The sequence below is a fragment of the Pseudomonas sp. GL_117 genome (assembly GCF_057835125.1).
Window position 1 is genome coordinate 2,072,393 of record NZ_CM174418.1, and the last position, 25,524, is coordinate 2,097,916.

14 protein-coding genes are annotated in these 25,524 nt (G+C 56.0%); 3 read left to right on the forward strand and 11 right to left on the reverse strand.

Translation table 11 applies throughout. The features are described 5' to 3' along the window. Window positions 1-324 precede the first annotated feature (324 nt). Together AC3ISR_RS09460 and AC3ISR_RS09465 are read left to right on the forward strand one after the other, a co-directional pair. Entirely contained in the window at window positions 325-1,218 is an 894-nt protein-coding gene (locus AC3ISR_RS09460; RefSeq protein WP_489324710.1) for a helix-turn-helix transcriptional regulator, read from the forward strand. A 6-nt stretch (window positions 1,219-1,224) separates the two neighbouring features. Further along, on the forward strand, window positions 1,225-2,010 hold the full coding sequence (locus AC3ISR_RS09465; RefSeq protein WP_489324711.1) for a hypothetical protein: 786 nt from the start codon (window positions 1,225-1,227) through the stop codon (window positions 2,008-2,010). Window positions 2,011-2,595: 585 nt separating this feature from the next. On the opposite strand, the gene AC3ISR_RS09470 is transcribed toward AC3ISR_RS09465, so the two are convergent. The 10 genes from AC3ISR_RS09470 to AC3ISR_RS09515 form a co-directional block, all read right to left on the reverse strand. Further along, window positions 2,596-3,144 carry a GIY-YIG nuclease family protein gene (locus tag AC3ISR_RS09470; protein ID WP_445576767.1) on the reverse strand — a complete coding sequence of 183 codons (549 nt, stop codon included), beginning with the start codon at window positions 3,142-3,144 and terminating at the stop codon, window positions 2,596-2,598. Between the two features lie 255 nt (window positions 3,145-3,399). Beyond that, complete coding sequence (locus AC3ISR_RS09475) at window positions 3,400-6,798, reverse strand: UvrD-helicase domain-containing protein (protein ID WP_489324712.1); 3,399 nt, start codon at window positions 6,796-6,798, stop codon at window positions 3,400-3,402. Beyond that, on the reverse strand, window positions 6,798-9,452 hold the full coding sequence (locus AC3ISR_RS09480; protein ID WP_489324713.1) for a PD-(D/E)XK nuclease family protein: 2,655 nt from the start codon (window positions 9,450-9,452) through the stop codon (window positions 6,798-6,800). The genes AC3ISR_RS09475 and AC3ISR_RS09480 overlap by 1 nt, the downstream gene beginning before the upstream one ends. A gap of 85 nt (window positions 9,453-9,537) precedes the next feature. Then, the gene (locus AC3ISR_RS09485) at window positions 9,538-11,709 is read right to left on the reverse strand and encodes a DEAD/DEAH box helicase (protein ID WP_489324839.1); all 2,172 of its coding nucleotides are present in this window, start codon (window positions 11,707-11,709) and stop codon (window positions 9,538-9,540) included. A gap of 43 nt (window positions 11,710-11,752) precedes the next feature. Continuing rightward, a complete protein-coding gene (locus AC3ISR_RS09490) occupies window positions 11,753-13,048 on the reverse strand; it encodes an ATP-binding protein (RefSeq protein ID WP_405627163.1) in 1,296 nt (431 codons plus the stop codon). Continuing rightward, window positions 13,045-15,468 (reverse strand): tellurite resistance TerB family protein, encoded by a 2,424-nt coding sequence (locus AC3ISR_RS09495; RefSeq protein WP_489324714.1) that lies wholly within the window; start codon window positions 15,466-15,468, stop codon window positions 13,045-13,047. Before AC3ISR_RS09495 ends, AC3ISR_RS09490 begins: the two co-directional genes overlap by 4 nt. A 378-nt stretch (window positions 15,469-15,846) precedes the next feature. Then, window positions 15,847-17,013: a Wadjet anti-phage system protein JetD domain-containing protein gene (locus AC3ISR_RS09500; protein WP_489324715.1), complete on the reverse strand. Its 1,167-nt coding sequence runs from the start codon at window positions 17,011-17,013 to the stop codon at window positions 15,847-15,849. Next, window positions 17,000-20,422: an SbcC/MukB-like Walker B domain-containing protein gene (locus AC3ISR_RS09505; protein WP_489324716.1), complete on the reverse strand. Its 3,423-nt coding sequence runs from the start codon at window positions 20,420-20,422 to the stop codon at window positions 17,000-17,002. The genes AC3ISR_RS09500 and AC3ISR_RS09505 overlap by 14 nt, the downstream gene beginning before the upstream one ends. Then, on the reverse strand, window positions 20,409-21,011 hold the full coding sequence (locus AC3ISR_RS09510; protein WP_046482107.1) for a DUF4194 domain-containing protein: 603 nt from the start codon (window positions 21,009-21,011) through the stop codon (window positions 20,409-20,411). Before AC3ISR_RS09510 ends, AC3ISR_RS09505 begins: the two co-directional genes overlap by 14 nt. Continuing rightward, entirely contained in the window at window positions 21,011-22,423 is a 1,413-nt protein-coding gene (locus AC3ISR_RS09515) for a Wadjet anti-phage system protein JetA family protein (RefSeq protein WP_177091793.1), read from the reverse strand. The genes AC3ISR_RS09510 and AC3ISR_RS09515 overlap by 1 nt, the downstream gene beginning before the upstream one ends. Window positions 22,424-22,519: 96 nt before the next feature. Here AC3ISR_RS09515 and AC3ISR_RS09520 point away from each other — a divergent pair, with 96 nt between their 5' ends. Then, a complete protein-coding gene (locus AC3ISR_RS09520) occupies window positions 22,520-23,365 on the forward strand; it encodes a WYL domain-containing protein (RefSeq protein ID WP_489324718.1) in 846 nt (281 codons plus the stop codon). 372 nt (window positions 23,366-23,737) lie between these two features. Here AC3ISR_RS09520 and AC3ISR_RS09525 read toward each other — a convergent pair whose 3' ends face one another. Then, a complete protein-coding gene (locus tag AC3ISR_RS09525) occupies window positions 23,738-25,477 on the reverse strand; it encodes a dipeptidase (RefSeq protein ID WP_489324719.1) in 1,740 nt (579 codons plus the stop codon). Window positions 25,478-25,524 lie beyond the last annotated feature (47 nt).

Consider the following 25,524-nt stretch of genomic DNA (forward strand, 5'->3'; position numbering starts at 1 on the left):
CTAGAAATTTGATCGCACGACAGAAGATACGCATAGAAATTATGCTCGTCTAGTTTTTATACGAATATTTTTTATACTCGATTTAGGGTCGGCGACCTAAGGGCTTGGGTTACGACCCATTGACTGGATGAAAGGAGACCCGGCCTCAAGGGAATAGCGAGATAGTCGCCCTGAGGGAGTGCGGGGCGAGACCAAGGGGAAGTAAGGGAAATCTTGCGCCAAGCGGCTTGTGAACTCAGGAATATCGGCTGGACGAGCAGCCATTAAACGCGTATATATTCAATACGAATAGTTTTTATATCCGTTTATTTTTTGGATCAGTCAATGCAACCGTCGTCTGTAAATACATCACCTCCCACGGAAACCAAAAGTCGAAGCTGGGGCGCGGATCGTCGTCTTCAGTTCATCGATTTTCGACTGCGCTGGGAAGGGCGTATCAATAGAGCTGACTTGACGGAATACTTTGGTGTGTCGGTGCCTCAGGCTTCGCTCGACATTGCCAAATACACTGAGTTGGCGCCGAACAATCTTGAATATGACCGCAGCTCCAAAACCTATGTGGCTCCACAAGACTTCCAGGCAGTGTTCCCACAATCATCCGCTCACCAGTATCTGACGGAATTGCTCGCTACCAGAACCGGGATCATTGATGCTTCGAGCAGTTTTTTAGGGGCAGTACCTGAAGCTGATTTTGTGCCCAGACCTGGTCGAACTCTGGATGAAACGATCGTTGCCGCCGTCATCAAGGCCATCCGCGAAAAGTTGTCGATTCATGTCAGTTACCAGTCGATGACTTCTTTGGAGGTGTCCAAGCGTTTGTTGTCGCCCCATTCGCTGGGACATGACGGTTCCCGTTGGCATGTGCGAGCGTATTGTCACAACCGCAAACGGTTTAGCGATTTTGTACTGATCAGGATCTTGAGCCTTGATGGGATTGAAGAATGTTCTGTCGACCCGGCCCAGGATACCCAGTGGCATACCTATGTAACCTTGATCCTTGCCGCAAACCCTGAGTTGGAGACGCCCAAGAAGAGGGTGGTTGAGCGAGATTACGGCATGCGCGACGGAGAGGCCGAGTTGCCGTGCCGCCAGGCGTTTCTTCTCTACACGCTCAAAAGTCTTGGATTGCTGGACGAATGCCTCGACCCGAAGGTGCAGCACATCTATCTAAAAAATCGCACAGAAATTCAACCCTTCATCGATGAACTAAACCCATAGGCTTTTATGATCGCGATATTTGAATTGGTCAAAGACCCGTATGAGCGAAAAGCTCGGGTCATTCCGGGATTGCTGGTTTCGTTACCGTTACTCGTCCCCTTGTTGTGTGTTTACGGCGCAAAACACCCGGTACTGACCAGTGTCATTGGCTTACTTGGTGGATGTGGTGCCATTTACGCGCTCGCCAGCGTGGCCCGCGGGCGTGGGAAAAAGCTTGAAGAAAAGCTGGTCGCGCTATGGGGTGGAATGCCGACCACCTTGGCGCTACGCCACAGTGACAAATTTTTAGATCGCATCAGCAAACAGAGGTATCACGCCGCGATCACTTCAAAGCTAGGCATTGATATGCCAACCGCGCAGGAGGAGGCGAGCGATCCGGCCAGTGCAGACGACATCTATATCGGTGCAACAAAACGACTCAGGGAACTCACTCGCACCAACAAGCAATTGCTGCTCAAGGAGAACATCGCTTACGGCTTTCACCGCAACATGGTAGCCATGAAAGCCGTCGGCATTTTTTCCTGCCTTTGCGGACTGGTTTATGGCTGTTTGATTGCCGGCGTTCTTCGTGTAAAACCTCCACAAATCGAGTTGATCCACTTTGCTGACCCGGGTCTTGCCGCTGGGCTTACCATTCTCATTTCAGGTGCCTTATTGCTGGCATGGCTCTTTTATTTCGACAAGGATGCGGTCAAGCGAATGGGTTTTGTGTACGCGGAGCGTTTGTTTGAATGCCTTGTGACTATGCCGGCGCCAAGAGGGCACAAGGCCAAAGTCGCCGCGGGAGAGTAGGGCAGGCCAGTGTTGCGAGCGGCTCTAACTAAGTTCAGCCGTACCGTCTCGGTTGATGATGCTATCGCGGCAGCCAGCAGGCTCGACTGGGTTGCAGTTGCTATTAACAGGCGTACGTATTGGTGAGCTTCGCTTTGCGACACCAAGTCAATTTGATCTGGAGCGAGGGCTCTGGATTTCTCCATCCGAGGTTTTGAAATAGTCACAGCTGATGATGTGCAAGCAAAGCAAGCGGCCGCAAGACGTTCCTCCTTACTCTGTGCCAGCCTTAGCCCTGGCTCGAAATCGAGCGTCATCTGCTTGGCGCGATGCGCTCTGGTCACGGCTATCTATTTGCGAGCCGTGGCGGTCCGATTAAACCATCGGTGAGAACACTCTGGGTCTAGCTTACCGGCCATGGTAGCCGAGCCACGATCACAATAGCCTGGGTATCCCAAAGCCTGTGGATCGTCGTTGGGGGGGGCGGCGGACGATGACGCATGCGGCTCTGATAGACGTCTGTTGTGCCTGCGAAAACCAATGCCTGATGCCATCGAGGTCTCTCATAGTGCTACCGCGCCTGGAGTTGTAGGCTGGTAAAAGACCTCATCGTGCACCTTTACGTCCAAACATAGGATTACTCTCGGTCCATAGACCATCCTCCACCGCTTGAATGACCTCAGCAGGGACGTCTGCTGAAAATCGCCAGACCTGAATTTGCAGTTCACCCTCAATATCGGGTAGCCAGCGGTTGATGTGCATAGCGTATGTGTCTTTGTGACCCATCCCCAAGTGTTGTTTGAATCTGCTCATCAAGGAACTGGAGCTTCCAACATAAAATATGTTTGACTCCTTATGAATACGTGCATAGGCGCGCCCCTCATGCTTCGTTGATTTTGCGTGGCTGAACGCGTCATAAAATTGCTTGCTGGAGGTGCTGTCTTCTGTCGATATCCGATAAATGTAAGAAGTGCGGGTTGGAGAGCTTTTTACCCAAGCTTGCAATTCCTTCATATGTTCCTCGAGGCAATTTTTGTGAATCGCCGAAAAAGGAATGCTTGCTTTCATTTCAGATTCAAAGGTGAGCTTCTCTATTTGCTTGGCAAGCCTATTGAAATGGCTTGCGATGCCGCTCAGTAACGACTGATCGATCATTTTTCCTTAGGTCCTGTTTTTTCTGGGGCTTGTTATACCGCTATCGTAAGTGCAGCTGTCTGCTGCAGTTGGCGAGCGATTGCATTCATTTTCGTCAGGCAATGCAGCCAATGCTTCGGAGCCACATGGGGGCATTGGCGCAGCTTGCGGAACTCACTTTTACGGAAGTCGTGTGGCGGAAGACGGACGGTGTCGGCTGGAGGCACTACAGCGGCCGTCTTCACGCCAGTCGAAGGGCGACTTTTCGTTGAAGCGTTACAGGATTGAATCCACGAGAGCCTTTGTGGGCTGTACCTCAACGACACGGCCAGTACTCATGAATACGATCATTCCGCGCATGGCGTGGGTAATATCAAGGTAGGTCTGTACCTGTTCCTGATAGTGCTTGAGCGCGCCAGGTGCAGGGTCTACATCACTTTTCCAGTCCACTACGACGTCCGGTAATCCAGACTCCGTAAATGTCAGCGCGTCAGCGATACCGACGGTAGCAGTTTCCTGCCCGTCTTCGGCCTTCGCTGAATAGATCACGAATTCTGGAAGTAGAAATTTCCGCAGAGCGGCGACCTCGGGTAGCTCCAGCGTCCTGGTTACACAACTAGCCAGCTCCTCAGCGGCAAGACCTGTGGCTGGGTCGGCGACAGGCGTCTGTCCAAGTGCCAGGATCAGTTCACGAGCGCGATCAATGAGCGACACCAGCTGCGCATCGGTTTCGCCAGTCAGCACTTCCTCCATAAGCTTGTGCAGAATAAGCCCACGTTCGCGGCCGCCTTGCACCTGTGGCGACGTTTCCAAATCGTGCGTTTGATCATCGAAGGTGCCTGTCCAAATTTCAATCGTTTCCTCTTCAAGTACAGCTCCACCGGTTCCTTCATTGCGACTCGGTGCAAGCCAACACAGCTGCGGCTGGCTCGCAGCAATGGCTTCAGCTTCCCTAGCAAACCTTTCGCGGGTCTGGTAGTTGCTGTCTAGCCCATTCGTAACAACGGCATGCGCTGGCCAATCCGCGAGGTGAGGTTCCGGAAGGTTCGCTAGGTCCAGGTCGAGCAGACTGGCCCATGCAGATTTCGAAGGAACTGTGTCGTGACGCGTAAGTACCAGCAATTCTCGAGCACGCGTCGCCGCTACGTACCACAGTCGGATACGCTCGCGTTCAAGTTCCTCTTTCTCTTTATCCATAGCCGCTTCATAACCCGCCGGTGCAATTGTCAGCACCTTGCAATAGAGGGTGTCGCTATGTCGATCGACTATGGCACCGCTTGCCGACATGATCTGGGTCATTGTGTTGATAGGAATTACAATGGGCCACTCCAAGCCTTTTGCGGCGTGCATCGTCACCAGCGCAACTGCTTCTTCCTGGGCATCTGGGCGGCCTTCCACGGCCCGGGTCTCGTCTTCCCAGGCTGCGGTCATCGCTTCAGAGAAGGCGCGTAAGCCGGCGCCTGCATAGGTAGTCGAAAAGCTCAAATAAAGGTCAATATTGGCTAGGGCTCGTTCGGCTTGGGCCCCATGGCGCTGCAATAGCAACGGGCGCACCTGCAGCATATCCACGGCCTGGGATAACAGTGCATGCGGTGTGGTTGAGTTCGCCCGCCGATTGAGTGATTGCAGCTTTTCGATAATCTCACGGGCCAGTGGATGAGTGACGTCTGCGCTCCCAGTGCTCAGATCCAGGGAGGGAAGTCGCTCCGGTGTATCTGCATTTCGTGGCAGCGCCCACACCACATCCAGAAGTTCTTCCTCGCTCAACCCGACCAGCGGGCCACGCAGCAGCGAGCCTAGTGCTAGCGTATCGCGCCGGTCGGCCAGCACTCGGGTTAGCGCGATCAAATCTTGAATTTCTTGACGCCGATAGAGTCCTTTGCCGGCCTGCGTAGCCACCGGTATCCCGCGCTGCTCTAGCGCTTGTTCGTAACGCCACAGATCAGTCCCGGTGGGCGCGAGGAGAGCGATGTCTCCAGGCTGGCAGGGTCGGGTGGCGGTCCCATGGCGGTCTGCGACTGGTTGGCTGCCGATCAGGCGCGCACAGAGATCGGCGACGGCTTCGGCTTCTGCATCGCGTTGTTGTTCGGAGCTGGACTTGCCGTCGGCACCTGCAGCAGCAATATTCAGTGCAGCAACGCAGGGCGTTTCACGCTCGCCATGAAAGGCCTCAAGCGCGGTGAAGCCGGGTTGCCCGGGTGACGATAAGATGCCCTGGAAGCGCTCATTGACGTAAGTGAGGATCGACGAGCATGAGCGGAAGTTGGTGCTGATAGTGAGTAGGCTGTCTGGGGCCTGCTCCTTGAATGCCTCGCGAGCCTGCACATAGGCGCTGACATCGGCGCCGCGGAATCGATAAATGGCCTGCTTGGGGTCCCCCACCAGAAAGAGCGCGCCAGGGCGGATCTGGAACGTTGTCCAGTCGTCAGGCGTACTGCTCGGCGTTCCACAAAGCCGCCAGAAGATCTCTGCCTGAAGCTGATCGGTGTCCTGGAATTCGTCGACCAGTACATGTACAAAGCGTTGCCCTAATGCACTGCACACCTCGGGATGATCGCGCAACAAATCGCGCGCTGTATAGATCAGATCGTCGTAATCAAGCCTCGCAGTGGAACGTTTGCACTCACCGTATTTATCTACGGCCTGTTGAGTTTCTTCGATCACGGCTGCCAAGGCTTGAGCAGCAGCCGATTGCTGTACCTCAGTCCATGCTTGGCGGCACGCCTCATAGTGAGCTTGTGCCTGATCGTTGAGCTGAGCACCCTCTGCCTTCGACAAGCCTGCCAGCTTGGCAGCTGTCTCCCATTTTCCTTTGAATTTATAGGCTTTGAAATCGCCCGCTTGGGTACAAAGTTCCTGGTGGGGTCGTAGCGCCAAAGCCCGAACCGTCCCCGTAGACGTCTCCAGTGATGCGCCTGCGCTGAGTTCGGCTGCAAGCTCAGCCAATTGTGAGGCTTTAATCACAGTTTCAGGTTCATGCGCACTCGTGCTGCTGGTGAAGGCTACAAAGTTGGCGGCTGCGCGTTGGAGTGCTATTTGAGCGAGCTGGATAGGGGCCGCAGCGGGAGCCGAAACCCCACGGTGCTGGCGCAGTTTGTCGACGACAAGGTGGATGAGTGTCAGGGTCTCATCAGGGCTATGCATCACCATCTCGGCGATAACGCTGCTTCTGTTGGTATTCAGCGTCTCTCGCAGCCAGTCATCTACGATCCCATTGAATGTACGTTCAGCCGCTTGGGCGTCCATGACAACAGCGCCCGGATCGAGGTTAGCTTCAACCGGGTAGGGTTTGATCAAGCGCTGGCAGAAGCCATGAATTGTTGAGCATGTGATTTCATCAATTGCGGCGCGGGCGGTGTGAAGGTTTTCGAGCTGCGCCTCGGACAACCCATTGGGGAGCGCAACGCGAAGTTCGGCTGAGATGACACTGGAGCAAAGATCGGAAACGAAGTTACGTACGCGCACCAACAGCTCGCTGGCGGCGAGCTCGGTGAAGGTCACCGCAGCAATATTGCTCGGACGAATGCCATCGGCCAGCATCAGCGCGATGCGCCCGGCCATAACAGCAGTCTTGCCGGAGCCTGCTCCGGCCTCCACTAGAAACGAGCGATCGTGCCGGCTTATCGCCTGCCAGCGCGCATTGTCATCCTTGAGAACCCTGGTTAGCGCGCTCATCATTTTTCCTCCCAGATATTGGCGGCTTCGCCCAATGCTTCCGTTGCGGCCGGTAGTTTGCGTTTGCAGTAAGTGGCGCTTGCATTGGCGGGCAATGCGAACGCGAGCTCGTCATAGTTGATGCCCGCGTCAGTGCCCGGTACCGCCACGCCACTCACCAGGCTTGTCCTTGCCGCCTGGAGATAGTCGGTGAGTCTGTTCATTACGTCTTGGGAGTCAGCGAGGTGAAGACTGGTCTTATCACGCGGATAAAGCAGTGAAGCGCTCACCGCAACCTGATCCCCTAACAATGCCTTTACCGCAAAGGAGTAAAGGCAGCGCTGCAGTTCGCGCCCGCCATCCAGCTCTATTTCATCCTTTGGCTTGCGGCCGGTCTTGTAGTCGCGAACAAATGCTTTAGCTCCATCAGCGGATAGGTCCAGTCGATCGATGTAGCCGGTGATATTGAACCCCGTACCAGGAATTGGCACTGATTCTGCGGTGTTCCAGGGCGCTGTTACTGAAGGCTCAGAGCTTGAGCCGCCGAAGGGCACTTCGGCATAGGCACGAGAATCCGACGGCAGTCCTTCGCGTTCACTCAGTGCCCAATTTGCCATCGTGCGAGCAGCTTCCAGCGTACGTTCCCAGATAATTAGGGGAGGCACTGGGTGTTCGGTTTCCCATTGAGCGGCAACATCAGCCACCGCGGTGGCAACTGCGGTTTCGATCAAGGTCTCAGGGGCATTCGCCAGGCCGTCTGATTTTTCGATGATGAGCAAGGCCTTCTCGAGAATTTCGTGGACCAGGTTGCCGTTCTGTGCGCCATCGAGCACCAAAGGCTCGCTAGCGCTTTGTGGGGCGCGCCAGCCCAATCCATAGGCCCATACGAAACCAATCGGATTGCGAAGCAAATGGCGAAGTGAACTGGCTGATTGGGTACGATCGAGGATCGCATCGATCAAGGGGTGCTTGGCCCGAACAAGGCCGTCATGGGCGGTTATGGCCGTGCTTCTCCAATTGTTCCAGCAACGCTGCGCGCTCAACGCTTGTGGTTGTGCCTGTAGCTCGTTCGGGCGCGCCATGAGCCGGTCGGTCTCGCTGTAAGCATGCTCAGGTACGGCGTGGCGGCGCAAATAGGCGTCTTCGGGCTGCGAGCCGAGCAGCGGACTTCGACCTAGCAAACGTCCGTCCTTGTCTCTGCGTGCGCGGGACAGCACGACTTCTCCGTCGGTGCTGGCCAGGATGATCTCGAAGTCTCGACGATCAGCGAGATTGAGCGACAGTGGATCGAGCAGCGATGTGGGAATGACATGGGTCGGGATCAGCCGATCCTCGTCCACAGCACGCGGCCACTGGGACGCGTTCAGACCTATCAAACGTACGTAACGTCGTGGCGACGCAGCTAGGGTGCTGGCAGGCATCCAGGCGATCGATATGCAGGCATCTAGCCCATCATCCTGCTTCAAGGTTTCCAGGGTTTGGTCGATGGACACCGCCGGCCCGGCCTGAAGCGCCTTGTTCCATATGGTCAACGCGCGTCCTTTGAGAAACATTTTCCCGAGCTGCGTGGCCGCTTCGGGGCCTTGGCTCAGCAGTTCAATACTGGTACGCAATGTAGGTGTATGGTCCTGACCATCCACCCAGGAGATGGCCTCCAGGCGCGAAAAAAGTTGCTCCCACGACTTCACTTTCAGAAGTGGCGCGTCGTTTGGCAGGATGCGTTGCCAGCCTTTGGGTAGCGATTCCCAGGCTGCCGAATCACGGCAAAGAGATGCCAGGCGGCGGACACGCGACTGCGACAGGCCGTAGACCACGATATCGGCTAATGCAGCCGCTGCTTGGCCTTCACGAGTACTGACGGTCTTGATTCCGTGAACGAAATGCAGATCGAGGTTGGCATCAGCGCGCAAAGCCAGGAAGTGTTCATCGTATTCGGTGGTGGACGAGGCGGCGATCGCGATCTCGGAGGGAGGCACACCAGATACGAGCAGTTTTCGCACCCACCGCATCGCCTCAATGGACTCGTGGTAGGTCGTTGCCGCGCTAACTGCGCAGATTGCAGGTGTTTGCGCGGGTGCCTGTCGAACGCTGACTGCACTGCCATCCAACCAATCGGGCACTGGTCTCGGACCGAAGTTCCACTGTACCGAAACGTTTTGGGCCAGTGCTATGAGTAGCGGCCGCCAGCAGGGAGGTAGGTCGCTCAAGCCTTCAATAAGCACCTCGCCGAGGACTACTGCGGCATGAGCAATACGATTCTGGGCGGCGGCAGCGATATCGAGCGGGCGCAGCGCCGCCGCAGGTAGTTGATCGAGTACTGCTGCTTCCAGGCGAGCGATGGCATCCAACCGGGGATGTTCGGCCGCGCGCGTGTCAAACTCGATCCCTGCATACCAAGCTTTACGCAATGTTTCCGTCGCTGCGTTAGTCATCCCGGGAAGCGTTTTGATGCTGTCCAGCTCACCCAAGCCTACACAGGGTAGGGCCATTTGAATGGCCGCGCGCAGGCTTTCGTCGTCTATCGGGCAAGTGAATCCACCTGCCAGTCGAACCGCCAACTGCTCAAAAGTCATCACTTGGACGCCATGGCGGCCTTCTCGGGCCAAGGCCAGACGTTGATGGCGCATGGCTAGGCGGCCCTGCACTACAACGGTCGAACGTTTCGCAAAAGACATCGCTGCTCCTTCAGAGTGATACGTAACGATCAAGCGCTTGTATTGTGCTGGCCCACCAATCCAATAGGCCTCAACTAGCTTAAATTCAGCTCGCGGACTGTCTCTGGGCAAAAAATACTGCGGTAGAAATATCGAGCGAGATTGAAGCGAAAGACTTCACGAGCAACGGCTCTGGCAACGCCCAATCCCATTTTTCGCGCAGCATGTTCTCCACATCAGCGAGAGTCGAATCGAGATCGCTTAGGTCCAAACTACCCACGGCCTTGAGTCCGGCTTTTGCCTGATCGATGTTCGCGTCGATCTCTATAGCAAGGCCCGAGTTATCACAAGAAAGGCCCACATGATTGAGCAGCAGGCGTAGCGCGTCATTGGCGTAATCACCTAGCCAACTGATCAAATAACATTTTCCGCTCGATTCGATGAGGTAACGCTTGCCAAGACCCAATGAGACAAATGTCTTTCGAGCTTCATCGAGTAACGCTTGAGCGCCGCGATCGATAAACGGGCAAGCGGCCGTGTCTGCCAGGACTGCGCGCATCTCTTCGCGCACAGTGTCATGCACCATAGCGCCCAAACCATCGAACTGAGGAGGGGCACCACCGCGTGCGGCTGAAACAATAATGACCTTGGCCTGGAGATCAACATCACGCACCTGCCATCTCCGGCCTCCAAAGATGATGCGTTGATCCTTGGTCAACGGGCGGCTTACGGGGACTGATCCGAGTGCTTTTCCATCACACACCAAGCGGAATTCTTCATCGCTGGTGAATGCGCTGTAGAACTCATAGTGGTTGATTAGTCGCTCTCCAACCGTCCCTGGAAGCAATAACCCAGAACTGTCTTGAACAATGAGTTCATGCTCACCCAGGGATTTGAGCAGCCTCATGAAGTCTGACTTCTCGACATTCGGAAACGCCCCCTCTGCAATCAAGACTTTCCAGAGGTCTGCTGCAGATGCGCCGCCACACTGGGCAATGATGGAAAGGGATTGCTGAACAAGGGTGGATGCGTGGATGCCCTGAGCCCTGGGAGGTTCAAACCATCCCCTGACCAGCAGTCTGACCATGGCAATGGTCTGGACCAGCCCTTGGCGCAACTGATCCGATAGGCTAGCCCCATCTGTGAGTGGTGACTCTTTGCAGTAAACGCGGAGTGTCGCTTTTTCTCCCGGGCGTCTGCCCGAACGCCCTAAACGCTGTCGCAGACTCGCCACCGATGGTGGGGCACCAATCTGCACCACTGTTTTGATGCTGCCGATGTCTATTCCGAGTTCAAGCGTCGTGGTGCAAATCGCTGATGCCGCCTGGTTGCCCGCCTTGAGCGCACGCTCAGCTTGCTCCCGCAGATCCTTTGAAAGGCTGCCGTGATGAGGCCAGAATTCGTTGGGCACGCTATCTTTCTCGCAACGGCGACGCAGTTGGTCCGCGTACCATTCAACCTGAGACCGACTGTTCGGGAAAATCAGGTTATTACTGCCGCGTAACATCTTGTATAGATGATCAGCAATCGCGAAGTCAGGGCTTGCCTCGTTTTCCGTCTCGTCTTCATTTCCCTCCTGATCAGAGAGCTCAACGGGCTTCTTTTTGAGCTCGCTCATTGGCGGCTGGATGTAACCGCGAACTTGCACCTGAAGTGTTTGGTTGGAGTTTTTTGATTCAATGACGGTAACCCCATCGGCATTTCCCGGACGCAAAAACTCCGACGCCATCTTCATATCGCCGAGTGTCGCTGACAGCCCTACCCTAGGGAGACGGTGTCCGGTGACAAGTTCTACCCGATGCATCAGTGACTGAAGTTGTTTGCCTCGTTCGCTACCGATGAACGCGTGCAGTTCGTCCACGACGATATAGCGCAGGTGCTGGAATACCCCGCCGAGACTTGAACCGCGGTTGACGAACAGTGCTTCAAGGGATTCAGGGGTGATCAGCAGCACCCCCTCAGATGACTTTAGGAATCGGTGTTTTTTGCTTGATGAAATATCCCCGTGCCAAGCTACTACGGGAATCTCAAGCTGCTCACAGAGGCGGCTTAACCTGTCCCATTGATCGTTGATTAAGGCCTTGAGAGGGCTGATATACAACACAGCGCCAGGCGGGTCATCGTCGTTAAGCAAATTCGTCAGTATGGGAAGAAAGGCGGCCTCGGTTTTCCCCGCCGCTGTTGCTGCGGCGATGATGACATCCTGATCGGCATCCACCAGAACAGGCACAGCCCATTCCTGGGCGTCGCGCAAGGAAGTCCAGCCTTCAGCCCAAATCCATCGCTGGATTCGGGATTCTAGCTGGTCGAAACCCGATGAGTCAGAGCGTGAAGGTGGCAAGTTCATCGTCCGCGTCGACTTTCGTGTCGTCTTCGCCGCCCAAGTCCTGGGCGACCTCGACGCCTCCAAGCAGCGTCCGCCAATCGGCACCTGGGTTTTGCTCCAGAATGGCCAGCAGGTTGATGAATGCTGTGATCGTGGTGCGCGGTGTACGGAAGTAGGCTTCACCCAAGCGTTGGTTGCAGTGCGCCATGAACAGCGGGAGGGCCTCGTCAGGCAGTAAATATTTTTCAGCATCGCCGCCAGCGTATACGTGACGAAGCTTCTGAAGCAGTACGTAGAAGTCTTCCGGCGTAAGACTGGTGAGACGGATGACAGGCCCCGAAAGATCCACTAGCCCGGTTTTGGCAAACGAGTTCTCGGCCAGTCGGGATTGCAGGGCAGGGTAGCTGAATAGACCTCGGCGAGTGTCCATCAAAAACTCAGGCGTGCCACCCAATACGAAACCAAGTCCATCAGACGACCCCTGCAACGAGTCATTGAGGATGCGCAGAATCTGCTCGTAGTTGGCGTTACGAGCCTGTGTGTTTGCTAGCTTGTAGAGGTTAACCAGCTCGTCGAGACAGACCATCAGCCCACCAAACCCTGCGAGCCTGACGAACCTCGAAAGCAGCTTGAGCTGATCGTAGACGGAGGCATCATCGATGATGGTCCGTACACCCAAGGCCGCTCGGGCATCCGTCTTGGTGGTGAACTCGCCACGCAACCAACGGATCGCGTCGGCCTTGAGTTGCTCATTGCCTTCCTCGAAACCGCGGCAATACGCAGCAATCACTTCGGCGAAATCATATCCATTGACCATCTCGGTCAGCTCGCTCAGATGTGCACGGATGACAGTCTCGCTGTCAATACCTGCTGCCTTTGCTTCGGTTTTGGCTTGGGAGATGAATTTCTCAACGATGCCTTGCATGGCCCCGCCGTCGGGCTTCGTGCGCGTCGACATGTTCTTGGCCAGCTCGGAGTAAAGCGAGCGTGCCTGCCCCCCGGTGGCATGCAGTCTTCGATCAGGGTTCAAATCAGCGTGCATGGTCACGAGTTTTCGCTCCATAGCGATGGCTCGCACCAAGTTCAGAAAGAAAGTCTTTCCTGCACCGTACTCACCAATCACAACCCGAAAGGCTGAGCCACTATCGACTAGACGACTGACGTCCTTGATCAGTGCGTCGAGTTCGCCCACCCGGCCCACCTGAATCAAGTGTTGGCCGACGCGAGGAACAACGCCGGCGCGCAGCGATTGAATGACCGCGTCGCGATCCTTGGCTCTGATCGTGCTCATAGGGCTAACTCTTCCAGAATGTCTGTATTGATCTCGACGGGGTCATCACCTTCAGTGACGGGCATGTCGAAACGTTCAAAAGCCATGTCGTTAATTTGTTCCAAGGCGCCATCAAGCATCAGTTCCATGTCGCTGGCAGCGGCTTCAAGTTCGGAGCGGCTCCACTCAGGACGTGAGATCAACAAACGAAGGAATGCAGAGTGCTCCAAATCGAGTCCCGCAACGTCAGCGCTCGACTCCGGCGCCGATTCTGTATTTTCAACGGGTTGCTCAGCCTCCTCGATCTGATCATCAGTGAATACCTGGGCAAGTAGGGCGGAGACCTCGGCCGTCTCTCGTTGCAGCTGCGCAATTCGATCATGATCGAGCACGAAACCTTGTTTCGCATTTGCGGAGACCTGTGCGCCAGGTTCGGATTGGGGATAGCTGGTTGCTGGCTTAACGGACGCAATACTTGCTCCTGATGCTGCCCCATGGAGATCGCCGTAAAGCAGCTGACTATCCAGTTGCAACGCCTTATAAACTCGCTCAAGAAGCTTCACCTCCGACGGGCTGACGGTGCCATCGGCTTGCGCCAGGTGAGACAGGAAACTTGCGATTGTGCGCTTTGCTTCGATGGTCAAGGGATCGAGCTTTTTCTTCAGACTTGCGAGCGTTGGTGGTTGCTGGAGCTGGATTCGCAGATGTGCCTTGAGACGCTTGCGATGGGCAACGCTCAGGTGACTCCATGAGTCGATGTGCTGAGCAAGTAGTGTGACCTCCTCATTGGAGGTGTCACCATCGGCAGATGCCACAGCACTGGCCAGGTCAAGGGTTACTGATGCAGCGTTGTAAGCCGCAGAGGCCCGGAGTGATCCGTCTTCGGGCTGGGTCACGAACAATGCAACTCGGTCTTCAGCTTTTGGTGTCCTGCTGCCAGCCAGGACGTCGGGTTCCATACCGATATGAAGCGATTCCAGTGCGCGGGCAAGCGCGAGTACCTTGTCGCGAGACAACGCGCCTTCGCTCTTGAATCGACCCGCGAGTTCGCCAAAGCTCATGACAATCAGATCGTCGCCAATCCTAGATTGCAGCTCGTCCAACTCTCTACGTGCCGCCGCGGGCCAGAGGGTGACTGGAAGCTGCAGGAGGCCCTCAAGGGCTTCTGCGCTTTCAGGGTTTCGTCCCAAATAACGGCTGTAGGGCTCAAGCTCGCTGGTGCATAGCTCCACAAGCAGTTGCAAATTTTTACGTGTTCCTGAGGTTGCCATGACGTCAGGAAGATCACCCAGATTTAGCGTGGGTGCCTTTAACACCGGAGATGCTGGGCGGTAGCTGGTCTTAAGCTTGGTCTTGTTTTGCGCTAGGATCAGACCCGCGGGATGGAAGCTTGCGTATTTGAGCTTGAACAGTGTTGAGAAGACTTCTTTGCAGCGTGTCACCGGGGTGCGTTTACCGATGTTGGGGTCGGCTAGCGCCCATGCCAACGCCCAATCGGCATCCAGTGGACGCTTGTTGGAGGCGTGTTGCCCCAAACCTATGCGCAGCGGCAGCGGCATTTCGTAGTTTAAAGCAGCAGCTTCGGGAGGCTGACCAAGATAGAGATTTGGGTCAACAGCAGTATTTTCCAGGTAGTCCAGTAAGCCGCCCGCGTACCCCCTGAACGACCGGGTTTCCCCATAAATACTCAATAGGCGCTGCACTTCTTCGACTATCAAAGGAGTCTCAGCAAATACCTTGGGATTCTCTACGCTATCAACGAGTACCCGGCGCTCCAGTCCATAGAAAAACAAAAAGACGTAGCCGGTGTCCGCCAGTGGATCATTACGCCCACCTGCAAGCCATTGAAGGTATCCGCGCCGAGCCTCCGGTGTAATGGAATGAAAACTTGGCCAGTAAGACATCAGTTGCTCTTCAATATCGACGTATGTCTTGGCAATCCGGAGTTTTGGGTTGATCAGTGAGGGCTCTTGCGCGTCGTATCGGCCACCCAGCGTACTCCCGACATAGAACATACCGCCGGGAAGCGAAAAGCCAGAAACAGTGACAGACTCGCCTGCCGGCACCCAGCGGGCATCAGACCTCTGTGAGCCTGCATCTGGAATTTTAAAGGAGGTGGAGGGGCGCGAGCCGAGTTGGACGGTATAAAACTCGGGACTTTCTTCAACGTCCATATTGCTCGTCGAAACCTCACGCATAGAGAACGTAAGGCTTATACCTTGTGAGTTCTGCGGGCGAGTTAGCTCTGGAGGCGATGTCGGGATTTGATTGAGCTGTCGCTTTGTGCGTTGAGCCAGCAGCCACATAATCACGCCGATACCGGCTATGACACCGATGGAGATCCAAGCATTCTTCGGGACCGCAGCGACTGCACTAAAGGCCAGCGCAAAAATAATCAGGATGCCGGTGCCACTGGAGTTTTTTGCCTTCTTCCTTGCCATGAGTCATTTCAACCTTGAAAGATGGGTGCTGGCGCAATGGCAGTATCCGACAATTTCAAGGCCTGAGCCATGGGGTAAACAGAGCGAGTGGTCGGAAAAATTAATCATCCCTCAGATGAATGTCACAACTGCTCACCATGGTAGATATTCATTTATGACCCAAATGGAGACTCGAACTAATTCAAGGTCCTGCCTTGGTTCGCGGATTATTTCGCTAGCCTGAGGCCGTCGTTCACGCGATGCAGGCTTGATTAAGTTCAGTTCTATTCTTTACGAATCTGTGGGGGGAGAAGGTGACTGCCATTTTTACCGTGACAAGCCCACACGACCGATGACTTGAATACTTTCCGCCCGCATATGTGGAAGACTCGCAAATTTTCAAAGGGGTAAAAAAAGCGTTTGGCCTTCCTGCTCAAACAGCACTGGGCTAATCCGCGAGGCTAGCTCGATCCATCCTGCTCGCTCTGCACTCTTGACCATAGAGCGATGTTGGTCAGACTTGGCTGGTTCGCCGATTTTTCCCCATTGCGATGCGTCCATGGACCACGGTTTGAGGTGACGCTCGACTGCAGCTGCAAACTGCGCCACCCGTGCAGCAATCCGGAAGCCGCCCTCGTCGTGGTCGCCCCAGTGGTAAACGCTAGCATCAGTCGGGAGCGACGAAAGTATATGGGAATAGGCCCTGCCCCAACTGGGCGAAGGCATGCCTGCGGTATAGATGACAATTCCTTGCCGTGTATTGCCAAGTGCGCGCGCGGCCTGGTGAAAGGTAGTCAAGTTTTCGATCGATAGCAGCCATGCTGGAGTACCCGAGTAACCATGTACCGCTGTGTTTGCCACTCCTACGAACGGACGGACAATCGGGCAATCAATACCGTCGGAGAGTCTGAGCGCTCCGATGCCTGAGACCAGAAATGGCTGCGGTTCTTTGGAAAGTCCGATAGCGCCAAAGACTTCACTCCAGTGCCTTGCCGGCGCATTCAGCGCTTCGGACGTGAGTAGATCCAGATGCTTGCATAGCGCTTCAATACGCTTGGAGTCGCGGAACAACTGAACGCTGAGCTGGCGTACGATGCGGTCCTCACTCGCGACGGCCATGCTGTCGAGAACGCGCAAGGCGTCAGCAAAGTCTGCAGCGGAGTTTGGCCCTAGTGATCGCACCTGTTTAAGACGCCTCCAACAATCGAGCAACTCTTCCACCCGACCATTCATGCTCCACGGTGCAAGGATGTTCCCCGCTTGAGCAACGGACGCATTTACGGTGGAGCGGCCCAGGTACGCCGCCAGCCTGTCGAGGTCCTGGAGTACGACTGCATCAAGAGGGCGGTCATCTCCACCCTGTCGGGCCCATTCAAGCCTGATAGCGCCCGCCGACGAGGCTGCTTGCATGTGAACGTGCATCCGGTCACGCTCGTCCAGGCTCTGCTGCCAGTAAGGGGAGAGAGAGGACTTGAACGACTCGCGAAGGACTCGGGTATTTCCGCTTAGCCGGGAGCGCTCGCCCCGCAAGAGGAGTCGATCAAGTACGGAGTCAGCCAGTGACATTGCCGGCCTCGGTAAGACGATCAATCTCCTGCTGTAGTAAGTTTGGATTGACGAAGAAATTGTCGCTCTGTAATAGGTCACGGGCGCCGTCGAGCACTATATTCTTCTTGAACTGCACATTCCGCGACCCGAAGCGGGACATATCGTAATAGATGCTCAGAAACGACGACAACTTGGCCTGGTCGGATTCAGGGCCGGCCATGATTAATTGCAGGCCCAGTGCGTTGAGATATTGGACCGTGGCTCGGACGTTTTGCGGATCCATCTTCTCGAATGCTTCATCCAACAACATGATCCCGCCGCCCGCCGTACTTCCCTTGGACTTGCCGTAGGCGGCTGCGAGCGCCGCCCCGAAAATAAGGTAGACCGGAGTCCGATGCTCGCCGCCAGATGCCGGCCCGAAGCGCTTACTGAGCCATCCGACCGAGGTGCCATCTTGGAAGACCTCAATGTCGTAGCTGAAGAATCGGCGGTGGTCATTGAGTGGGCTGGTTTCGTGCAAGAGTGGTGAACTGCTGTCTCCTTCTACCAGCATGCGGAACTCCTCCGGGATATCTCCAGGTCCGCCGAAGAGGTCGTCTTCTGAGCTACCCTGTGTTCGCACTCGGCGAAGGAAGTCGTAAAGGCTCCGGTGTTCGTCAACCACCTTGTGCTTGAACTCATATCGTTCGTTGTTGGAGAAAGCGGGTGCCGACTTCAGTACTGATGTGAGACCGTCAATCTGTTCTTGAATGCGGTCGAACCCTGTGAGCAGTGTCTGTGCTACGTCCGTGCGGAACACCTTCACTGCCGCCTGGTAAGCCTCTTCGGCTTTTTCCTCCTGCTCGGCCAACTCCAAGTCTTGCAGTCGCTGCCGTTCGGCCAAGATGAATTCGAATGCGCGCAACCAGTCGCTACTGCTGACGTCGATGTTTTGAAGGTTGTAATCCCGAGTGTAGTTAGCAAACAAATACCATGCTTCACGGTCCGCGTTATCGGCTGCCGAGCGCGCCTGCTGGAGTGCACGGTCCAGACTGGACAGCTTCTGGGCCCAATTCTCCCTGTGGCGTTCGTCCAGTCTGGCACGGTGGCGCTCCACTTCGTTCGCGTTGTAGAGCGTGTTCTGACGACATTCTCGCTCCCGTAGCGATTCGACTTCCAGTTGCTGTTGCAGACTCACCACTTGGGTGTTTGTATGCGTCAACTTCTCTCCGAGACGGGTAACCTCCCTAGTCCACTGCAATTCCTTTTCTCGGGCGTTGACCGCGTTGCTGTCAGCCGCTACTTTCCTCGCCTGCAATCCGGCCAGGGAATCAGTCTGTGTGCTTTCGAGCGCAGACCTCAGATTCGCGGTGGCACCAGCCGTTTGGGCTACGACCAAAAACTGGCTCTCGAGGGTGCCCTGCAGCACCGCTGCGTCCGCGAACGGCGCCAGCTTTTGCTGACCAGCCAACAGCCGGTCTACGGCAGCAGTCGTTATTCTTAGTCGCTCTTCTACCACCTGGAGATCCTGTTCGGCCCGTTGGCGCATCGCGCCACTATCAGTGCGGCCGAGCCGTAGCTCGCCTGCACCCGGGAGGCGCCGGCGTTCTATGCCGCCGCCCGAACTGGCCATGCCTTCCTTGGAAATCGCCTTGGCGCCAGCACGAAGCTGCTCATTCGATTCGGCCAACACCGTACGGCCAAGCTCGCCCTGCAGGTATTGCACTGCCTCTGTGCTCTTGCCCTGGATTAGCTCTGCCGCATATTGCTCATTGCCCATAGCACGCCATTCACGGGTACGGGACGGTAGGGCCAACTTTACGCCGTAAATGCCGGTGGCTGCCTTGCTGCGATAGATGGCAATCGCATCAAGCTCTTTCTCAGCAGGAACTAGCAAGGCCTCAATGTGCCGGCCTAGCCAGGACTCGATGGCGGGCTGCCAGCTGGGGTCCGAAACAGTTACCAAGTCGCAAACGGGAGTAACGTCGATACCCGCATCGGAGAGCACACCCATCAGTTGCATCGTGGACTGATGTAGAGACGTAAGTCCGCGACTGGCACGTTCACGGGCGATCATCGTCTCGCGGCGTTTTTCAGTCGCAAGCTTATGCTCTGCTTCGGCCTCCGCTACCGCGCGGCGTACCACATTGTAGGCCTGAGCCATGGAACGAAGGGTAGCCTGAATCGCAACTGCTGGAGGGACCTTGCCGTCATCGTGTATACGCTCCAGGTCTCGCACCTGCGAAGCCGCTCCTTCGAATGCACTACGGTGGGCTTCCATGTCTGGCAAGTCGGCGGCTGTACTCAGCGCGGCTAACATAGCGAGGAACTGCAATCGAAGTTGAGCTTGCCTCTGTCCAAGAGTTGACTCCAGTTGCTTCAGATTCTCAGCATGGCCAGCTTGTTTGCGAAAATCGGGATCGCGGTTGAGCTCGGCAATCACTCGGTCTCGTGCCTCAATAGCCAGCGTTGATTCGGCCTCGGAGCGAACTAACTCCAGCTTTGCCCGCTCAATCTCTTCAGTCAGTTTCTCTATTTCCGCCTCGGCAGAGTCCAACGTTTCGCCTAGCCGTTCGGTGGAGTAAGTGTGCTTGAGTACTGCCAGATTTGCGTCGGCGGTGCGCTCGCGCCTGACTACCCCGTACTTGTCGGCAACCTCGGTTGCACGATCGATTCGCTCCTTAAGTCGCGTGATGAGATCGCGTAGGTCACGGACCTCGTCCAGGCGGGCCCGAAACTCTTTTACCCCCGTAGGCATAGGCTCAATCAGGTGTTGCCGCAGTGTCTCGCTCAGATCGGTGATGTCCTCATTGAGCTTGAGTGAGCGCGCAAAGGCGGCACGAAGAGACTGCGAATTCGGTTTGTCGCCGGGCCCCGCCAAGTGATCGATTAGAAGGCGTCGGACGAAGTCGTCGCGGTTCTGGGTGAACACCGGCACGGTCTTCGCTTCGAGCCGACAAAGATCGGTCGCCATGTGTTGAAAAGCACGCCACGGCATTACCGTCTCACGCGGACCTTCAGTTTGCAGGTGGTGCTTCGCAGTCATTGCGACGCCGGGCAGGATGTAGAGGCCGTTAACCTCTACCTTCGGATCGTCAATGTGAGCACTGAGGGAAACCCCCGCAGTGAAGGGGACTCCGGTCTTGGCATCGCGAAACACTAGGTCCACGTAAGTGTTTGCGGACGTTCGGGCGTAGGAACTACCGCCTGGAATGTAAGACCCGAGACAGTAGTCCCGCAGCGTACGGGAGCGCTTCTTGCCTTCGCTGGCCGCATTGAAGTGCGTGCGGTTGCCGTCGGCCGCAAGCATGACCACTTGGATCGCATCCAGTAGGGCGGACTTGCCGGTACCGTTGGGGCCCAGAAAGGCGGTGTTTATGCCTGTCTCCAGGTCCTTTGCCTCGTAAAGGAAAAACTGGACCAGGGCGATGTTCTCAAGCAACTTCAATGTCGTTCTCCCCATCCAGTTCTGGCGCATGCGCGGCCAACTGATGCAATGCGCTTTCCCCCAACACATCAGCGATTCCAGGACGAATCGCAATCTTGAAGGGCTGTCCGTCCTCGGAGTCCAGTACTCGCACCAGTCCATAGCGTCTTAGGGCAACGGCTAGTTCGCGCAGATCACCCCGCTCGGGAAGCTCTCTACCGAGCCACTCCTTGTAGGCGCGTTCCAGTTCTTCGAGGGAGATATAGGCCTCGCCGTCAGTGATCTCCGCTGACTGCATCCGGTCGTCGTAGAGGCGACGTAGCACCAGCGCCAGACGGGTTTCGCTAAGGCGCATTTTCTCGGCAACCTGGTGGGTTGGAATAGCGGCTACATAGGAATGGTGATGATTGTGTATCAGGCTCATGCCCAACTTGGACAAGACGTCTCGGTATGCCGTGAAATGCTTGACTATCAAGTGATATGACACACGGCTAAAACGGTCGCTGGCATATAGCACTTGCTCCACGATTAGCCGATAGGCCGCTTTCTCGAAGTCGGCGACCACGTACTCACCTTGCGTCTGTTCTGACAATCGCTCCCAGCTGACCATCACTTCCTCCCCACTCGAATCACGAACTGTTGATGCTCCATGTATTCATTCCTCGTATTGGTTTCGGGCACGAATGTGACGTGCATACCCGGAACCATCTGCAGATGGGGATCCGACTTGCGTTTGCCCTGAGGACAACCGTCGCGTGAGGCAATCAGCAGCAGTCGCTGATAGCAGCAGAGATCAAGGATCGAATCGATATTCAACTCATCCGAGCGGATTGCACTCTGGTCGCCTAAATGCCGCGCCACGTATTGCGCCAGCTTCAAGGGCGTGACGTTGCGATCAGCGTTCATCCGCTGCCGGAGCGCTTCCTTGGCGAGCTCCTCGATGGTCGGGACGATCTCTGCGACCGTGGTCGATACATGCTCTCGCAGCGGTGTGCGGGGCTTGGCTAAACCAAACTCGGACGCGTGATAGATCCCTGCGATGCCAGGTAATGCAATATGGCCTTCCTCCAATACCTTCGCGGCACTGATGGCCTGGTCGATCAGCTTGTCGAAGTTGCCCGGTGATCGCAGCTTGTACTCGAAGAATGCCATGGCGCGCTGATGCGCCACGCGAATCTCTTCATCCAGCCGACGCAGATGCTCCTCGACATCGCGTAAGCGCAGAAGCAAACGGGTGTCCCGTTCGTACAAGGCCTCTGCTCGCAGGAGGTCACCATCTGCCTGCTTCTCGGCATACCACGTGATCAAGGATTGGCGCAGATTGGTATCGTGCTGGAACTGGAGTGTCAGGCTGACGATGTCAGATCGGTACTGCAGTGGATGGTTATTGGTGCGGAAGTCGCTGTAATCCGCAATGAAAACTTTCTCGATGTATTCCTCAAAGAAGCCTCGAACGAACTCACTAGCCGTGGTCTTGGTCACGAGTACGTCCATCAAGTCCTGAACGCGGCAGCTGGTGTTGATGATGTGCGCCATGCACTGCTTGGCCTGCCGGGCAGCCTCGGGATAGAGTTCGGGAGCCTTCCCGGCAGAGACCTCGCGTAAGTTGAGGAAGATTGATCGAACCTTGCCGCCAAGGAACTCGGGCTTGTGGTGAGCAAATTCGATCAGAACTGTGAAAAATTGGGCGACGACTGGCCGCACCGTGACGTGATCGATGACACCACGGCGACGTTGGCTGAGCCATCCGCTCTCGCAAAAAAAGTTGAAGATGCCGTGGGCGCGGATAGTGATAGGACTTTCCACGTCCTCCCATGGATCGTCCGCCACGAGGAAGGACTCAATGGCGCGAATTACTGTTGTTTTGGGAGCTTCTTCACCGGGAGAGCGTCCGCCATCCCCCCACATTTCTATCATTAGTCGGCATAGAAGATCCCAATAACGTAGATTGTTGGTCGCTGCTAAGGGCCGGAATAGGTCCTTGGGTAGACGCTCAAAAAGCGGTGGCGTGCTGGCTTCCATTTCCAATGCCCCGGTTTGATTTACTCGGATAACCGCAGCATAGGTCTATTGCTACATCTATGCTATGGCTCTAAATGTTCTCATTGGTTTCCGGATATGACCCGTCGCAACTCTGCTCCAAAGGAGCGCTTTGAAGCTATCGAGATTCTGCTCCTCTGGGAAGGGCGCGTTTCGCGCTCCCGACTGCTTGATCTGTTCAACATCCACGAGACGTTGGCCAGCCGGGACATTGCGGGGTTTCGGGCAGAGTATCCGGATGCTTGCGAGCCCGATAGTGGCAGCAAGAGCTATGTGGGTTCTTGGAGCCTACGTCCTACACTCACTCGTGGCACTTTCGATGAGTACCAGAGACTCATCGGAGCGATTGGAAGCTTAGATGCGGTATCCGCAGGTGTGGGGGTTGAAAGCATTCAGGTCGATGCCACATCGATCCGGCACCCGCTGTTTGCTCAGATTCACCGTGCAATGCGGCTAGGACGCTGCATCAGAGTGCTCTATCGCTCCATGAGTAATCCTGAAGCACATGAACGAGTAATTCGCCCGCACTCGCTTATTCAAGCGGGACCGCGGTGGCACATCCGGGCGTACTGTTCGAAAGCCGAGGCATTCTGCGACCTAAATCTTGGCCGAATTTCGGCGGTAAGTGCATCTGAAGACGCCGGCCTCCCAGGGCTGGGTCGAGACGTAGATTGGCACAGGATAGTTGCAGTGCGTCTGGTGCCACACAGGGATCTGTCGGCCGAACAGGCCCGTATGGTCCGTGAGGAATACATGGGGGGTACTGCAGCAACGGTTTTTAACGTCCGCGCCCCTATCGCCAAGTATTTAATCCAATCCTTCCGAGCGGCCATTGATCCTGAGCGGGAGAGGGCTCCAGAACATCTGCTCATGGTCTACCAGCCCGAAGAGTTGCCTGCGGTAGCCGATATTCGTCGGTTGTGAGTTGACTGGTGAGCGGGGGAGGTTGGGACGTCTTTTCGGGGGGCTCATACCCTGTTGATCCTGTGAAAATGACACTGCCAGCTTGATGGTCGTTCGTCCATTGGCTATGGGTAGAATCCAATAGCCTTGCTTAGAATTACCCCTTTTTTCGCTCTTGAAACACCCCGAAAACAAGTCCAGAATTGAGTCTTTTCCTGCTTCGGCAAGAAAATAAATCCCTTGAATTTCAATGAGTAGGACGCTAGATACGAGTCTCGTTTCCCGCTCCATATTCAACAAAAACGCCGATCAGCGATGATCGGCGTTTTTGTTTGTGCGTGATTGATGGCCGATGAAAAAAGCCCGCCATCGCGGCGGGCTCCCTTGTCGAGATCAGAGCTTCGGTAACTGCCCGACACGCCCCATCATTTCAGTGACGATCTGCAAATCCAGCAGGAACTGCTCGACTGTCTTGAACTCATTGTCGGTGTGCCCGGTGTACTTCACTTCGGGCCGCGCCAGGCCGAATTGCACGCCATTGGGCAGTTCATGCACCGAGGTCGCCCCGGCCGACGTGCCGAACTTGTGCTCCATGCCCAGGTTTTCGCTGGCCACTGCCAGCAGCGCCTTGACCCACTCGCCTTCCGGGTTGCGGTACATCGGCTCGGCCACCGAGTAGGTGAAATCCACCTTGACCTTGGCGTGCTTGTCCCAGGCGCTGAGTTTGTCGGCGATTTCCGCTTTCAACGTCTCCGGGGATTTACCCTTCGGCACCCGCAGGTTCACTGCCAGTTTGAAGGCGTTGTCATCCTGGCCGACAAACGTCAGCGAGGTGGTCAGCGGCCCCATGAACTCGTCGGAGAAACCCACCCCCAGCTTGCCGCCCAGGTAGTCCAGGCCCCAGTTGTCGGACGCATAACGCGCGGCGTCGGTGATGTGGTTGTGCTTGAGGGCGATCTTGCCGTCGATGCTGTGGATCAACTCGAGCATGCGCGCCACCGGGTTGATGCCGGATTCAGGCTCGGAGGAGTGCGCTGAAACACCGGTCACCGTCAGCTTCACTTCTTTACCGACCGCCTTGGCTGCCACCTCGAAGTCGCCGCCATTGGCCTTGGCATACGCCGCTCCGGCTTTTTGCAGGCTGGCCGCCAGTTCGGCGGGCTTGTCGCTGACAAAGGTCGCCACCGAGGCCGATGGAATCTGGTTGGTCGCCATGCCCCCGGTCATCGCGATGATTTCCGCACCCTTGCCTTCGCCTTTACGGCGCGGGAAGGTGGCCATTACGGTGCCGTAGCCTTTCTCGGCAATCACCACCGGATAGCCACCGTCCAGCGCCAGGTTGTACTGCGGTGTCGGGTTCTTTTCGAAGTAATACGGGATCGCATCGCCGGAAGTTTCCTCGGTGGTGTCCACCAGCAGTTTGAACGTGCGCGCCAACGGCAGCTTCTCTTCCTTGATCACCTTCATGGCATACATCGCCACCACGATGCCGTTCTTGTCATCCTCGGTGCCACGGCCGTACATGCGGTCGCCGATCAGCGTGACCTTGAACGGGTCGAGCTTGGTGCCATCTTTCAACACCCAGTTTTCCGGCGTGACCGGCACTACGTCGGCATGGGCGTGAATGCCGACCACTTCATCGCTGGCGCCTTCCAGGGAAATTTCATACACGCGGTTGTCGATATTGCGGAAGTTCAGGTTGAAGGCCTCTGCCAGGTCCTTGATCTTGGCCGCGATCCTGAGGAACTCCGGGTTTTTGTACTGCGGCATACCGTCGATGTTGAAGGTCGGAATTTCCACCAGCTCACGCAGGGTTTCGGTGGCGGCTTTGCCGTACTTCACGCGGGTATAAATGCCCAGCAGGCGATTGATCTCGTTCTGCTGGTCGGCGTTCAGCGGCTTGTTGTCGAGAAAGGCGCTGATCGCTGGGCCCACGTCGGCGGTCTTGCCCAGGTCGCCCTTGGCCAGGGTGCCGAGGAAACCACGGAAATCAGTGACGGAGGTTTCGTTGAAACTCTTGAGAATCGCGGTGCTTTGCTCGACGGAGATGTTGGCGAAGGCGGGGGTGACGATCGCCGAGAGGCTGGCTGCGAACAGGCTGGCAGCCGCCAGTTGCTTGAGTGGGAAGTGCATTGTTGGAGCATTCCTTTGCAGGTAGTGAGTAAGAGGTTTCTGACTGA